This window comes from Fusibacter sp. A1 (assembly GCF_004125825.1).
Taxonomy (GTDB): domain Bacteria; phylum Bacillota; class Clostridia; order Peptostreptococcales; family Acidaminobacteraceae; genus QQWI01.
The window spans coordinates 45,530-58,830 of record NZ_QQWI01000011.1; the positions used below are offsets into that span (position 1 = coordinate 45,530).

The 13,301-nt window shown below is 43.0% G+C and carries 11 protein-coding genes; 9 read left to right on the forward strand and 2 right to left on the reverse strand.

All coding sequences use genetic code 11. From position 1 onward, the window contains the following. Positions 1 to 9 precede the first annotated feature (9 nt). Positions 10 to 987: an ATP-binding protein gene (locus tag DWB64_RS15125; RefSeq protein WP_129489091.1), complete on the reverse strand. Its 978-nt coding sequence runs from the start codon at positions 985 to 987 to the stop codon at positions 10 to 12. Next, positions 984 to 2,078 (reverse strand): DnaD domain protein, encoded by a 1,095-nt coding sequence (locus DWB64_RS15130; RefSeq protein ID WP_129489092.1) that lies wholly within the window; start codon positions 2,076 to 2,078, stop codon positions 984 to 986. Before DWB64_RS15130 ends, DWB64_RS15125 begins: the two co-directional genes overlap by 4 nt. A 359-nt stretch (positions 2,079 to 2,437) precedes the next feature. On the opposite strand from DWB64_RS15130, the gene DWB64_RS15135 reads away from it, so the two are divergent. The 9 genes from DWB64_RS15135 (at position 2,438) to DWB64_RS15175 (ending at position 13,271) form a co-directional block, all read left to right on the forward strand. Further along, positions 2,438 to 3,925: a M23 family metallopeptidase gene (locus DWB64_RS15135; protein WP_129489093.1), complete on the forward strand. Its 1,488-nt coding sequence runs from the start codon at positions 2,438 to 2,440 to the stop codon at positions 3,923 to 3,925. A gap of 140 nt (positions 3,926 to 4,065) precedes the next feature. Continuing rightward, entirely contained in the window at positions 4,066 to 5,418 is a 1,353-nt protein-coding gene (locus DWB64_RS15140; RefSeq protein ID WP_129489094.1) for a M23 family metallopeptidase, read from the forward strand. Between the two features lie 22 nt (positions 5,419 to 5,440). After that, complete coding sequence (gene yycF / locus DWB64_RS15145) at positions 5,441 to 6,139, forward strand: response regulator YycF (protein WP_348983852.1); 699 nt, start codon at positions 5,441 to 5,443, stop codon at positions 6,137 to 6,139. Between the two features lie 5 nt (positions 6,140 to 6,144). Next, positions 6,145 to 7,920 (forward strand): ATP-binding protein, encoded by a 1,776-nt coding sequence (locus tag DWB64_RS15150; protein ID WP_164980436.1) that lies wholly within the window; start codon positions 6,145 to 6,147, stop codon positions 7,918 to 7,920. Positions 7,921 to 8,077: 157 nt separating this feature from the next. Further along, positions 8,078 to 8,929: a hypothetical protein gene (locus tag DWB64_RS15155; protein ID WP_129489097.1), complete on the forward strand. Its 852-nt coding sequence runs from the start codon at positions 8,078 to 8,080 to the stop codon at positions 8,927 to 8,929. A gap of 1,110 nt (positions 8,930 to 10,039) precedes the next feature. Then, positions 10,040 to 10,183 (forward strand): hypothetical protein, encoded by a 144-nt coding sequence (locus DWB64_RS19680; protein WP_371682612.1) that lies wholly within the window; start codon positions 10,040 to 10,042, stop codon positions 10,181 to 10,183. Between the two features lie 204 nt (positions 10,184 to 10,387). Next, entirely contained in the window at positions 10,388 to 11,251 is an 864-nt protein-coding gene (locus DWB64_RS15165; protein WP_129489099.1) for a hypothetical protein, read from the forward strand. A 61-nt stretch (positions 11,252 to 11,312) separates the two neighbouring features. Continuing rightward, complete coding sequence (locus DWB64_RS15170; protein ID WP_129489100.1) at positions 11,313 to 12,119, forward strand: MBL fold metallo-hydrolase; 807 nt, start codon at positions 11,313 to 11,315, stop codon at positions 12,117 to 12,119. Between the two features lie 63 nt (positions 12,120 to 12,182). Beyond that, a complete protein-coding gene (locus DWB64_RS15175) occupies positions 12,183 to 13,271 on the forward strand; it encodes a S1C family serine protease (RefSeq protein WP_129489101.1) in 1,089 nt (362 codons plus the stop codon). The last annotated feature ends 30 nt before the right edge of the window (positions 13,272 to 13,301 follow it).

Below are 13,301 nucleotides of genomic sequence, written 5' to 3' on the forward strand. Positions count from 1 at the left end.
GACACGCTTTTATTTTAATCTTAAATCGCTTCCGAAGAATTCCATCATTTCGTAACTTCCGAAAAGTCTGGAAGAAATCCGTTCGCCATAGGCCTTGCTAAGTTCGATGGGACTCATGTTCGTAGAAATCACAGTCTTTCGTTCTGACAACAACCGAGAGTTGATGATATTGAATATTTCGGTCTGTGTGAAGGAATTGATCATCTCGGTACCAAGATCGTCGATGATGAGCAGCTCGGCGGTGAAGAGCATGTCATAGGCTTCACGGAGCATGGAATTCTGCTTATCCGAAAACTTATAAAGCTGTACCGTGTCAAGCAGCTTGAATGCGGTCTGGTAGATGACGGAATGACCCTTATCTATCAAAGACTTGGCAATGCAGCTGCACATGAATGTTTTTCCGAGTCCTGTGTTTCCATACATCAAAAGATTATCTCCATTGCGGACCTTGAAGTCGGAGACGAACATCTCAGAGGTTGCTAAAAGAGACGCCATATTCTCATGAACACTGAGTCCCTGCTCAGGATGCACCGACTTGCTGAATAAGGACAGATCGAAGGTGGTGAAATTCTCCCTTTGAAGTCGGGTACTGATGTTTGACATCTCGTAAGCGTGTTCGATCAGCTTTTGCCTGAAGCAGACACATCTTTTTTGATGTTCATTGAATCCCGTGTCCTTGCATAGGTCACAGTCATACTTGATATTCAAGTAGTCGATCGGGTAGTTGTTGTCGGTCAAGAGAATGAATTTTTCCTTTTTTAGCTTTTGTGCGATCGTCTGAATCTGCTTTGCCGCGAACTCCGCGTTTTCGGGATGTGAAAAAACGGTGCGGGCGATCTCGACACCGACATTTGCGATTTCCTGGTCGATCGCCTTAAGCCTAGGAAGCTTATTGTAGACTTCTATTTTTCTTCTGGCCTGTTCGCGTTCATGGGTATCGCGCTTTTTTTCATAATCGCGCATGATGGTCTTATAGATACTAGTCATTGTTTTTTGCCTCGATTCGCTAGACGCTGCTGTGCCTTACGTTTTAGGATTTCTTGCATCTCATCCTGAGACATATCAGCAATAGTGGTTTGATCGAAATTTTGAAACTTGGTTTTCTTAACGGATTTTGAATACTCTTTTTTCGTATTCTCCTGAGGAGCGTTCTTTTTGGCCTCGAAGTACTGGGTGGCTCCCTCGATGGTGGTGTCTCCGTTTTCCTTGATATTTTGAATGACCTTTTGCATATAGTTCATGTTAGGATTAAGCGTTCTCTTCGTCGCTTCCTTGATGACAAAAATCAAAAATTCGAGGTCATATCCGTCGTCGTCAAACCATCTGTCGATGACTTCCTTATCCCCTGCGGATACAGTTCGGTTGTTTACTCCTAGGGCCTGGTAGATCTGCTTGTAGGATAGATGTCTTTGGTCGAACTCTGCCGCATACGCCTCCAGGGCGTCCATACTTAGGATGCGTTTGTCGTACCACTTGACGAGGATGCCTTCCACGTAATTGAACTGAAAATCCTGTATCTTACGCTCTTCGTAGGTGATGAAGAAGGCTCTTTCAATCATGTCGGGATCCATCTTGTAATGGGTCATCCAGTCGAGAATCCTGGTGGTTTCCTGAGGGGTCAGCATCCGCCTTACGATATACTGCACAGCTGCCAGCATTTCTTTGATGATGGGATTACTCATCGCTGAGAAAACGCGGTCCGACTGGGTAGGCTGCTCTTCACTTTGCTGCGTTTCGGGAAGCTGAGGGAAATTGCTCTGAACATACAGCTCCCTAATGGACAGAAACTGGACATCGAAGTTATGCTTGGAATGATGGGCCTCGACTTGGGTGCAGACAACGATATTTTTGCCTGCCCAGAAATCCCATGCGTTCACCACATCTTCAATGGCGATGTCGAGCTGCTTTGCCAAGCTCTCGTTGTTGAATTTAGTGTGGCCGGACTGGGCATAATGGTAACCGAGCAAATAGACTTTTACAAAGGTGCCGTTTGCGGCGGTCATAAAATCGGTGATGAACAAATTCTCTATAGCAGTTTGACCGAGGTCAATTTCAGTGGTCTTAATCTTAAACGCCATGTTTGTCTCCTTCACTAAGTAAATCTATTCTTTATTATAACGTAAAGGGACTATCACTGCACGTATTTGTACTCAAAGAGTCAGGAAATCATGATGACATTTTAACTATTTGTAATATTTAAGTGTTGTCATTATCAGCATCTGCAAATGTTGTAGGGGATTAAAGCATACCTACATGATGTTGTACCTTGACTGGAATAGATTGGAAAGCACCTCTTTATACTAAAAAAAAAATGTTTGAAGGTGTTTTTTTTGCCAAACATTGCGATAATTTAATCTTTCTTATGGTATACTTGAAAAGAATATTTAGACCATCATTTGAAGCAACATAGAGATGTTTATACTTGAGGGAGAGCTTAATGAACATTGAAGAGAGGGTTAAGAATGCTTTGGAAGCGTTACAATCACTTATCAAAAGTGTGACATCGGCCGATGTTAGAAAACGTTTCCAGCAAAAAACAAGCAAAAGAGAGATTGTCTTTTCAGACCATAAGCATGTGAATCTGAAACGACTGATTAACAATAAAAAAGTAGTGGCTGCAGGTGTTGCAGCTGTCATGACGTTTTCAGTGGGAACGATGAGCATGGTCAGCTATGTCGGCACGACGGCAACGAATTCATTTACAGTACAGATAGATAAGCCTGTGGATGCGTTTGACCTTTCGGTACCCGAAAAAGAACAAGCGGTTGTGACGGAGAGCGAGCCTATGAATTTGGAGTCCTCACAAATAGTGGGTCCTTCTAGCTATTCGTTTAAAGAGATGTCAAAGTTCGTTGAGATTCCTACGCTATTCAATGCCTATAAGGAGTGTTATGTGCTCCGGGTAAATGGAAGAGTGCTTGGATATTTTAGAAATGAAGAAGAGCCACAAGCGATTCTTGACAATATCATCGCATCGCAGGTCCAGGAAGACGCGGAACTTTTAGCAGTCGGATTTGCTGAGAATGTAGGGTTAGAGCATGAAGAAGTATCCATCTATGACTTTGATACATATGCCGATCAACTGGCTATTGAAGAGCTTATCCGTATAGGTACGAATGAAAAGAGAGTTTATAAAGTAGTTGCAGGAGACACACTTTCTCAAATAGCTGAAAGACACGGCATGGGAGAAAGTCAGCTGATCGCTGCAAACCCAGCGGCAGCTTCACAAAAATACTTGCAGATCGATCAGGAGCTAAGTCTTGTAGTACCTGTACCGCTGATAAATGTTCAGACCACCCAGCGTGTTACACGATATGTGAGTGTCGCCTACTCAAAAGTGGAGGAAGGCAACAGTAACCTTTATGAAGGCGAGTCTTCTGTAAAGGTTCGCGGCGTCAACGGTAAAGTCGAGGTCGTAGAAGACGTCGTAAAAATAAACGGACAGGAAGTCAAGGAAAAAACAACGGAAGTATCGCGAACAGTCATCTCAGAACCTAAGACACAGGTCTTGTATGTGGGAACGAAACCACCTCCACCGAGAATCGGTACGGGTACATTCGCTAGACCGCTTTCAAGGGGATACCATGTCAGTTCTCCTTTTGGAGCAAGATGGGGAAGCATGCATACGGGTATCGACTTGGCTCTTCCTACAGGATCGCCGGTTCTTGCAGCTGATGGCGGACGGGTTATCTTTTCGGGTAACCAAGGAACCTACGGCCTGCTCGTGATCATCGACCACGGTGGAAACCTGTCCTCTTATTACGCACATAATTCAAAATTACTTGTAAAAAAGGGTGATGAGGTATTTAAAGGTCAAAAAATCGCTCTTAGTGGAAATACAGGTAGAAGTACGGGACCTCATCTGCACTTTGAGATAAGAAAAAACAATGTTCCGGTTAATCCAACTAAATATTTGAAATTTTAAACGATAGACCGTCAATGCAATAGAAATCATTGACGGTCTTTTAATATAAGTTGTTACAAATTTGTAATATTAATTCGACCAAAAACCAGTTATGATTGAATGTGACGTATTTTATTTGAGTGAAATGATTAGGAGTTAAAATGTCGATTAGGATAAAAAAGCATTTATCTTCAATAAGATTGAAGACTGAAAATAGCCTGAGACGGTTGAAAACAAATAATAGGATCCAGATCATCGCAGGTTTATGCGTTTGCGCCTTAGTTGCGCTTCCGGTTCTTGGGGGAACAATGGGCCCCGTTCTTTCCACTTCTAATGCAGAGTCTTCAACGGACTCTATAGGATATGAAGTTGAAAAAATCAAAGAGATCATGACTGAAAATAACACAAAGACATTGAAAGAAGTGGATCTGAGATGGACATCCGGATTCATTTTGAATGAACAAGTGACACCCTTTAAAGTAGAATGTGTCAACTTACTGGTAAATGGACAGGTGCTCGCGCAGTTCAGTACGACAAACGAAGCGCAGAAAATCCTTGATAAACTGATGGAAGTCGAACTGACAGAAAAACAGACCCTGGTTTCAGTCGGGTTTTTAGAAAACGTTAAAATAAAGCATGATTATGTCGAACCATGGACATTCGGCGGTTATCAAAAGGCTGAAGACGTACTTGAGTACATTAGAAACGGCGGAGCTGAGACGAAATACTATACCGTGAAGGAGAACGATACGGTTTCTGGAATCGCGCAAGTCCACGGCATCTATGTATCGGACATTATCGCGGCAAATCCGATCTTGAGTGAGAAGAAGTACCTCCAGATCGGTGATGAGATTAGATTGAACATGCAGCAGCCTCTGATCACTGTAGAGACCAAAGTACTTGAAGAGTATGTGGTGGAAGTTAAACCGCAAACCACCACAGAGCCCACGAGTTCCTTGTATGTCGGCGAGCAGCGTGTCAAAGTCGCGGGGACACCCGGCGTAAGGCAAGTAAACGCGGAAGTGGTTTATGAAAACAAAACGGAAGTGGCACGCGTCATAAAAAGCGAAATGACGCTGACAGAGGCAAAACCTGTTGTGATGTACACAGGGACCAAGACAGCTCCGGCAACGGTAGCTTCTGGAAACCTGCAAAGACCTGCAAGCGGGTATATCGTGTTCTCGCGTTATGGAAACCGATCACTCGGTTACCATAGCGGTATTGACTTATCCATGCCGCAAGGAACTCCTATTTATGCCGCAGCAGGCGGTACGGTCGTATTTTCGGGTAACCAGGGAACCTATGGCTTGCTGGTGAAAATCGACCACGGCGACGGTACGACGACTTTGTATGCCCATAACTCAAAGCTTTTAGTTAAAAATGGCGATAAAGTGTTAAAAGGGCAACAGATTTCATTAAGTGGGAATACAGGACGCAGTACGGGTCCGCATTTGCATTTTGAAGTGAGAATCAATGATGTACCGGTTAATCCCGAGAAATACTTAAACTTTTGACGAGAAAGATGGATGGGGGCAAATCATGAACGAAAAAGTGTTGGTTGTAGATGATGAAAAACCGATTTCTGATATTTTAAAATTCAATTTAGTCAAAGAAGGATATACGGTTATCACCGCTTTTGATGGTGAGGAAGCGCTTAAATGCGCTTTTGAAGAACAGCCGGACTTGATCCTTCTTGATGTCATGCTTCCAAAACTTGATGGATTCCAGGTGTGTAGAAAGATACGTGAAAAGTTCAATACCCCGATTATCATGTTGACTGCCAAAGAAGAAGAAGTGGATAAGGTATTGGGTCTTGAACTTGGTGCGGACGACTACATCACTAAACCCTTCGGCATGAGAGAACTGATTGCCCGTGTGAAGGCGAATCTACGAAGAGTGAGCATTGATTTGGAAACGGACAATAATGAAAACAAGATTATCGAAGCACGTGATTTGATCATCGATCTGGACCGCTACGAGGTAAAGAAGCGCGGGCAGATGATCGAACTCACACTCAGGGAGTTCGAGTTGCTTAAGTTCCTGGCTTCACAAGAGAATCAGATATTCACTCGTGAGCACCTGCTGAAGGATGTGTGGGGCTATGAGTATTTTGGCGATATAAGAACGGTGGATGTGACCGTCAGAAGACTGCGCGAGAAGATTGAAGACGATTCTTCAAATGCGCAGTACATCATTACAAAACGCGGTGTGGGATACTACTTTAGGAGGGCATGATCACTATGTTTAAGAGCATCAGATGGAAATTCGTAACGATTTTCATCATGCTGGTTTTGATTGCCATTGTCATATCCGGAGTATTCATCATCGAGTTTTTTGATCAGTACAATAAGGAACAGAATGAGTTGAGGTTGGATGCATTGTCAGCACTGATGCTACCCGACCTTCAACTATATAGTGACCTTGGCGCTAGTCGTGATAAAATCAATAAGCTTATCGAGAACCAGGAAGCGCTTGGTTTTCGAGAAGAAATTTTTGTAATGCAGAACACTAGAATTATCGCGACCAGTTCGACGAATCCAGATATCAGGGCAGATCAGGTTGGTGATCCGGACCTATTGATTTCAGGTATGATGGGAATTGAAAAAAAGAAGATCATCAACCTTCAAGACCAGTCAGGTACCTTGCGTGTGATGGATAAGGTCTATCCCATCAAGACAAAGGATGGAATTTCCGGTCTCCTTTATTTGAGATACAATCTTGAAGAGACGGATTCGACCATTAAAAAGGCGAAGATGATCATCTTACAATCAACGGTTTTGGCACTTAGCATTACGATCGTACTCGGCGTCATCATCGCACAGAGCATCACAGGTCCGATCAACGATGTGACAGAAAAGGCATTCAAGATGGCCCGAGGTGATTTCGACCAGTATGTAGAGGTCAAATCAGATGATGAGATCGGTAAGCTTGCTGAGATGTTCAACCACCTTACCAGAAAGCTCAAACTAAGTCTGAATGAGATATCAAGAGAAAAAAACAAGCTTGAGGCGATTGTCAACAACATGGCGGATGGTCTGATCGCTGTGACAAAACTACGTGAAGTCCTCCATATCAATCCAAGAGCTTTAGACATTCTCAGGGCAAACGATGCGAAAGTGACAAAGGACTATGACACACTTGTGGATGTGCTGCCCGAAGTGCTTCATTTTGATGTGCTGATCAACAGGCACCCGGAATGGAACGGCAATGAAGTGGTGGAACTCAACGGTGTGACCTATCGAGTCAGATTTGAACCCTTTGCAAATGAAAAGGGAGAAAAAGAAGGATTCATCCTCATCTTCCAGGACATCACCGAGCATCAAAGACTGGAGAACATGAGGCGCGACTTTGTCGCCAATGTCTCCCACGAGTTAAAGACTCCCCTTACGAGCATAAAAAGTTATACTGAAACCCTGATGGACGGAATGGTGGACGACCATGAAACGACACAGCAGTTTTTAAGTGTCATCAATGATGAAGCGGACAGGATGGGACGACTGGTTCGAGACCTGCTTCAATTGTCCAATTACGATTCAAGCCGCTCCTCGCTCGAGGTGGAGGTAAACGACTGGGTGACCCTTGTGAAGACGGTCATCAACAAGATGAACGTTCACGTTAAGTCCAAGTCGCAGCAGATAAGCCTTGTGAGCGATAAGGAGTCAATCAGAGCCTATTTTGATTATGACCGCATGGAGCAAGTGATCACCAATTTGATATCGAATGCGATCAAATATACGCCTGAGAGCGGAAAAATCAAGTTGATGGTAATTGAAGAAAGCGACAATGTCGTGATTAAAATCACCGACACCGGATTTGGTATCGGAAGCGAGCATCTGAGCCAGATTTTTGACAGATTTTATAGAGTGGACAAGGCAAGGTCTAGAGAACAAGGCGGCACCGGTCTTGGGCTTGCCATCGCAAAAGAGATAGTCGAACTGCATCATGGCTACATAGATATTGAAAGTGAAGTAGGTACTGGAACTACTGTAAAATTGAGGGTTCCAACAGGCTTCTAACTGTAAAATCCCTTTAATTTTACTGTAACTCAATTGTAATATAAAAAAGTTATAATGATTTATGATGAAAGTGAAATACCATGCCTAACTGTGTAAGACGACTGAAGACACAAAGGCAGGGTACGCTTCTATCAATAAACCATTAGGAGGCTTGAGCATGTCTAAAAGACATATAGTATTAACCGTACTGATGCTGTTGATGCTTTGTACAGCGGTCTTTGCGACAGAATCGAATAATGGGAAACTACCACCAGTTGAGATTGTATCTCCAAAAATCAACGCTTACGGTGATGTGATGCACACGCAGGATCTGTTTATCTCCTTGAAGGTAAATGAAGATGTGGACGCGGTGCTTACTTTGGTTCGACTTGATAAGCCGCGCATCAGCCTTGTAACTGCTGAAGTGAAAAAGCTGAATCAGATTGCGCTTGATGCGCCAACGGACACACTGAAAGCAGATCCTTCATCGTTGGATGTTCCTCTTGACCCTATCATCACAGCAGTAAGTGATAGAGTCTTTGCCGAAGAGATGGCAAGGGATGTCTTGCAAGAAGCATATGTCAGTGCCGGGTTAGAGTTAAAGTCATCCTATGACGCTTACCTTTTAGCCTATAACAAGGCAAGACTGACGTTTGAAGAGGATTTACTTAACACACTTGTACTGCAACGTAAGCTTTTGAGTCGTAACTTGAATGATTTACACTTAAAACGACAAGCGTATGAAAAAGCCGCAGTCGTTTATTTGGACCTGCAGGACAAGTATGAATCAATGTTTAGAATAAACATCGTTGATCATACAAAAGTTGTAATTGAAGGGGCGTTGCCGTTTTTCAATATGACTGTAAGGGATATCAACACTGGAAGGTATGAGCTCATTATTGAAGATGCCAAGACAGGCGACTTAGTCGTTGATAAAATGAACATCACGATTAAAAAAGAAGATGAAGCTGCCTTAGAAATGATTAACCGCGTTAAGGAAGAACTTACTGAAATTTGGACAATACAGTAATTTGGAGGAACCCATGACCAGGGAGACTATCAAGAGCATTGTCATAGCCGTGCTATTTGGCTTAATCATTGTTTTGCTTAGAAGTCTTTGGATGGACGACTCTGTTTTAACGAGGGAAGAGAAGTTATCGTCAAGTACTCAAATTAGAGATGACGTCGCGTATTTACTAGAACCCAAAGCTGTAAACGTCAGCTTTGGACGTAGTAAAATGACGACGTTTTTTTTTGATAAAGAGGACATCTTCGATGCATTTAAACCCTCGATAGCAGAAGGTATCAAACAAAGGTTAACTGAATCACCAATTAGTACGGACAGATACTATGAAGAACGAAAATTCAAGTCTGTCGAATTTGTGCTGCCCTCCAAATTCCCGACCGATCTTCTGCTAACGCTTTTGACAAACGAAGAGACAGTCTATACAGGGAAAATTGAGTTTGTTGAAAAGCTCATGTTTATTTCACGTACCAGCGATAGGTTTTACATCTATGACGGTGACAATTATTTTGAAGTGATTACGAAAACAACGATTTACGACAGTATAGATTTTGTCGACCAGATCGAGAAAGATAAATCAAACAGTGTCTATAAGACGGTATCAGAAAGATTCTACTTAAAAAACAATAATGAAAGCAGCAGTTTCAGAAGCAGGAAAAACGAGGTGCTGATTCCAGAGGGTAAGCTTGAATCCCTTGTGCCGATCAAAGTAGTCAATGAAATCGATGCGTCGCAAAGCATTGAGATTCAGTCGCTCGCAAAGAATGTATTTGGCTCGAGACTGAATTTTGTTCAAGAGGTTATTGATGTAAATGGTGCGATTGTCCTACTCTACGGCTATGGCGATAAAGCGCTCAAGGTAACGCCTGATGGATCCCTGGAATACTCAGAGAAGATAGACTATCAAAAAAACTATCGTCGAGATTTCTTATTGAACCTTAATGTGGCACTGGATACCATTGAAAAACTGGGAAGTAAATCGGAAAGGATTTACCTGTCGAAAGTGACAAAGCTTAGACAGGGAAATGCCGATGGATTCGGTTTTGAGTTCGAGTATAGGATCGATAACACGAAAGTGATCGACCTAAAGGGTTTTTCGGGCGTAAAGGCTGATGTATATGGGGAACAGATCAGTTCCTTTACGAGAAATATCAAGAATTATTATACAAAGCTGTCCTACAACAGAAATACGGAGATCGATCCTTTTTACAGCATGATCGACAAAAAAGAGAACTTCAATCTCTTCTACGAGAATTTTAAAAACGATAGCGGTTACGGATATCTCGATTTAACAAGAGAACAGATCAATGACATGGTACTTAAGGCGATCAGTGATTTTTACATGGCCTATGTCCTAAACGAGGACAACGAACTGGTGCCTGCATATGCGATCACTTTTGGAGATCGGGTCTATTATATTGACTATTTCACCAATCGAGTCTTAGAAAGCTACTGAGGTAATTTATGGAGTGGTCAAAAACAAAAAATATTCTGATCATCGCATTGATTGTCACCAATCTGATTATCGGATACTTTATTTGGAATAAATCTATGGATAAGGACATCGTCGACGAGAATTCAAGGGTTGCAGATCTGATCAGCATCCTTTCAACCCAACAGATCGATGTGAGCTCGGTCAGGTTGCCGACTATCGAGACGATGCCGGTGATCAATGCGGCCTTTATCGGTTATGATCTTGATGTACTGGCCCCTATCATGCTTAAGGACCCCTATGAGAAACTTGAAAATTCCGAAGGGCAAGTGGAATACATCGATGGCGATTATAGGTTGAGTCTTGAAAATCAATATACGATGAGGCTTATAGCGATCGAGGATGAAAATTTGGATACGCCAATCGTCTATCCGACCATCGACACCGCCAAACAGATTGCAGAGGCGTTTATCTCGGGTAATCTTCACCTTAATGACGATTATGAATTTGTAAGGTCTGAGCTTACAGGCACGGGAATTGAACTGATCTATTCCCAAACATTCAGCAACTACTTTATCGAAGGCTCCTATATGAAGATCATCATCAATGGCGATCACGTAAAGTCGCTTGAACGGAAATGGCTGAGCATAAGCTATGAAGAGGATGAAAGCACGTCTCTTATTCCATTTTCTGTCGCCTTGTTCAGACTATTGGGCGAGGTTTACAATGAAGAGAGTGAAATCGACAGGATAGTGATCGACTCGATAACGATAGGGTACAGCCTAAAAGGTTCGATTTTCAATACCGACATCCTTTCAGGAGAAGCTTCACCTTACTATAAATTCCATTCAACAAGCGGTGAGGTTTACTTGATCGAGGCTCTGGATGTCGAGTGATGGTAATTTTATTTTGACGTGATATAATAGGACAAATGACACTGTTGAAAGGAATGACCTCATGGCTTTAGAATTTTCATCTCTGGCAAGTGGCAGTAGCGGAAATTGTCAACTTATAAAAAGTAAGAACACCAGGCTCTTGCTCGATGCGGGGCTCAGCGGAAAGTATATCATCAACGGTCTCGGGCACTTTAACATAGAGGCTGAGACGATCGACGGAATACTTATCACCCACGAGCATATCGACCATATCAAAGGCGTGGGAATCATGCACAGAAAATGCGGCATGAAGATCTATGCGAACCAAGCGACTTGGGACAGGGTATCAAAAAAAATTGGAAAAGTCGACCCTTCGAAGGTCGTACTCTTTGATAATGAAAAACCCTTTCACATCAAGGATATCGAAGTGGAGCCGATGTCCATCTCACACGATGCTGTAGATCCTGTAGCCTATAGTTTTAAAACCCACTCATCAAAAATAGCTGTAATTACGGATCTAGGTCATATCACGGACGAGATGGTCGACAAGATCAAAGATTCCGATCTTCTGATGCTCGAATCAAACCATAATGTGGATATGCTCATGATGGGAAAATATCCATATCCCTTAAAAAGAAGAGTGATCGGGGACCATGGACATTTATCCAATGAAGCATGTGCCCAAGCGGCTATTCGTGCGATTACCACAGGTAGGGTGTCCACTGTGCTACTGGCACATCTGTCAAAAGACAACAATACCCCGGAACTCGCATATGAGACGGCAAAAAGTATGTTTTATGAAAATGACATTCAAGTTGGATCGGATGTGTTCCTAGACCTGACGTATAGAGATCGAGTCGGTCAACTGTTCAGGATCGGCGGAAAATAGTTTCGTTACTAGGGTACCCTTTTGGGTACCTTTTTTAATAGACGAAAATAAGGGAGGATTGTCGTGTCCAATTATTATCATAGAAAACAAAGTTCAAAGATTACATGGATCGTGATTGTGAGTCTAGTCGTAGTGGTAGGTGCCAGTCTGCTTTCTCACTACATGATCTTCAGCTACTACAGCTCTGAGCTTGACTCCTTAAAAGAGCAGCAAAGAATAGGGCTCACTAGAGATCTTACGATAGCAAGTGCGGCAGACTATGTCATGCCCTCAGTCGTTGGAATCTCTTCTGTGACGTTTAGAGGAGTTGGCATCGAGGAAGTAAGGTACGAAGCTGTGGGAACGGGAGTCATCGTCACAAATGACGGATATATTCTCACCAACGCCCATGTGATCGAAAAGGGTCAGGCGGATACCGTGATTGTGATCATGTCCGAGGGTACGCAGCTTGAAAGTCAAGTCATATGGCTTGATGAACGGCTTGACCTTGCCATGATCAAAGTAGACGCACTTGAGTTGGTTCCAATAAGAATGGGAGATTCGGATAAGCTTGTCATCGGTGAAACGGCCATTGCGATTGGAAACCCGTTGGGGCTGGAATTTCAGAAAACAGTGACCTCAGGAATCGTCAGCGGACTGGACAGGACCATTGAGCTGGATGGGACGTTTGTGATAGAGAACCTCATTCAGACAGACGCATCGATCAATCCTGGAAACAGCGGCGGACCTCTTGTGAATTCAAAAGGGGAAGTGATCGGCATAAACACCATAAAGATGGATACGGCAGAAGGTCTTGGATTTGCGATACCGATCAACAGCGTAAAGATGATCGTCGAAGAAGTTACAAAAAACGGAGCTTTCAATGCGGTGGAGCTTGGTGTATCGGCACTTCCGCTTACTACCTATCAGGAGCTGACGGGCAAATATTCAACGATGGATAGCGGTATAGTGGTCATGAGGGTCCTTCCGGGATCAGTATCAGAAATCGCTGGAATCAAGAAGGATGATATCATCACACATATCGACGGTGTTGTGATCAACAATTTTCATAACCTCTTGACCGCCCTCTATAGCTACAAATCTGGAGAAGCGGCCTATATCAAGGTCAATCGCCTAGGAGTGGTGCTTGAGTTCGAGGTGGTATTCGAGTAGTTTGAATCAGTTATTAAGAAAATGTTACAA

Coding starts and splice junctions, on each gene's coding strand:
- DWB64_RS15135 (WP_129489093.1), top strand. CDS start 2,438: ATGAACATTGAAGAGAGGGTTAAGAATGCTTTGGAAGCGTTACAATCA.
- DWB64_RS15165 (WP_129489099.1), top strand. CDS start 10,388: ATGGAGTGGTCAAAAACAAAAAATATTCTGATCATCGCATTGATTGTC.
- DWB64_RS15150 (WP_164980436.1), top strand. CDS start 6,145: ATGTTTAAGAGCATCAGATGGAAATTCGTAACGATTTTCATCATGCTG.
- DWB64_RS15140 (WP_129489094.1), top strand. CDS start 4,066: ATGTCGATTAGGATAAAAAAGCATTTATCTTCAATAAGATTGAAGACT.
- DWB64_RS15130 (WP_129489092.1), bottom strand. CDS start 2,078: ATGGCGTTTAAGATTAAGACCACTGAAATTGACCTCGGTCAAACTGCT.
- DWB64_RS15125 (WP_129489091.1), bottom strand. CDS start 987: ATGACTAGTATCTATAAGACCATCATGCGCGATTATGAAAAAAAGCGC.
- DWB64_RS15170 (WP_129489100.1), top strand. CDS start 11,313: ATGGCTTTAGAATTTTCATCTCTGGCAAGTGGCAGTAGCGGAAATTGT.
- DWB64_RS15155 (WP_129489097.1), top strand. CDS start 8,078: ATGTCTAAAAGACATATAGTATTAACCGTACTGATGCTGTTGATGCTT.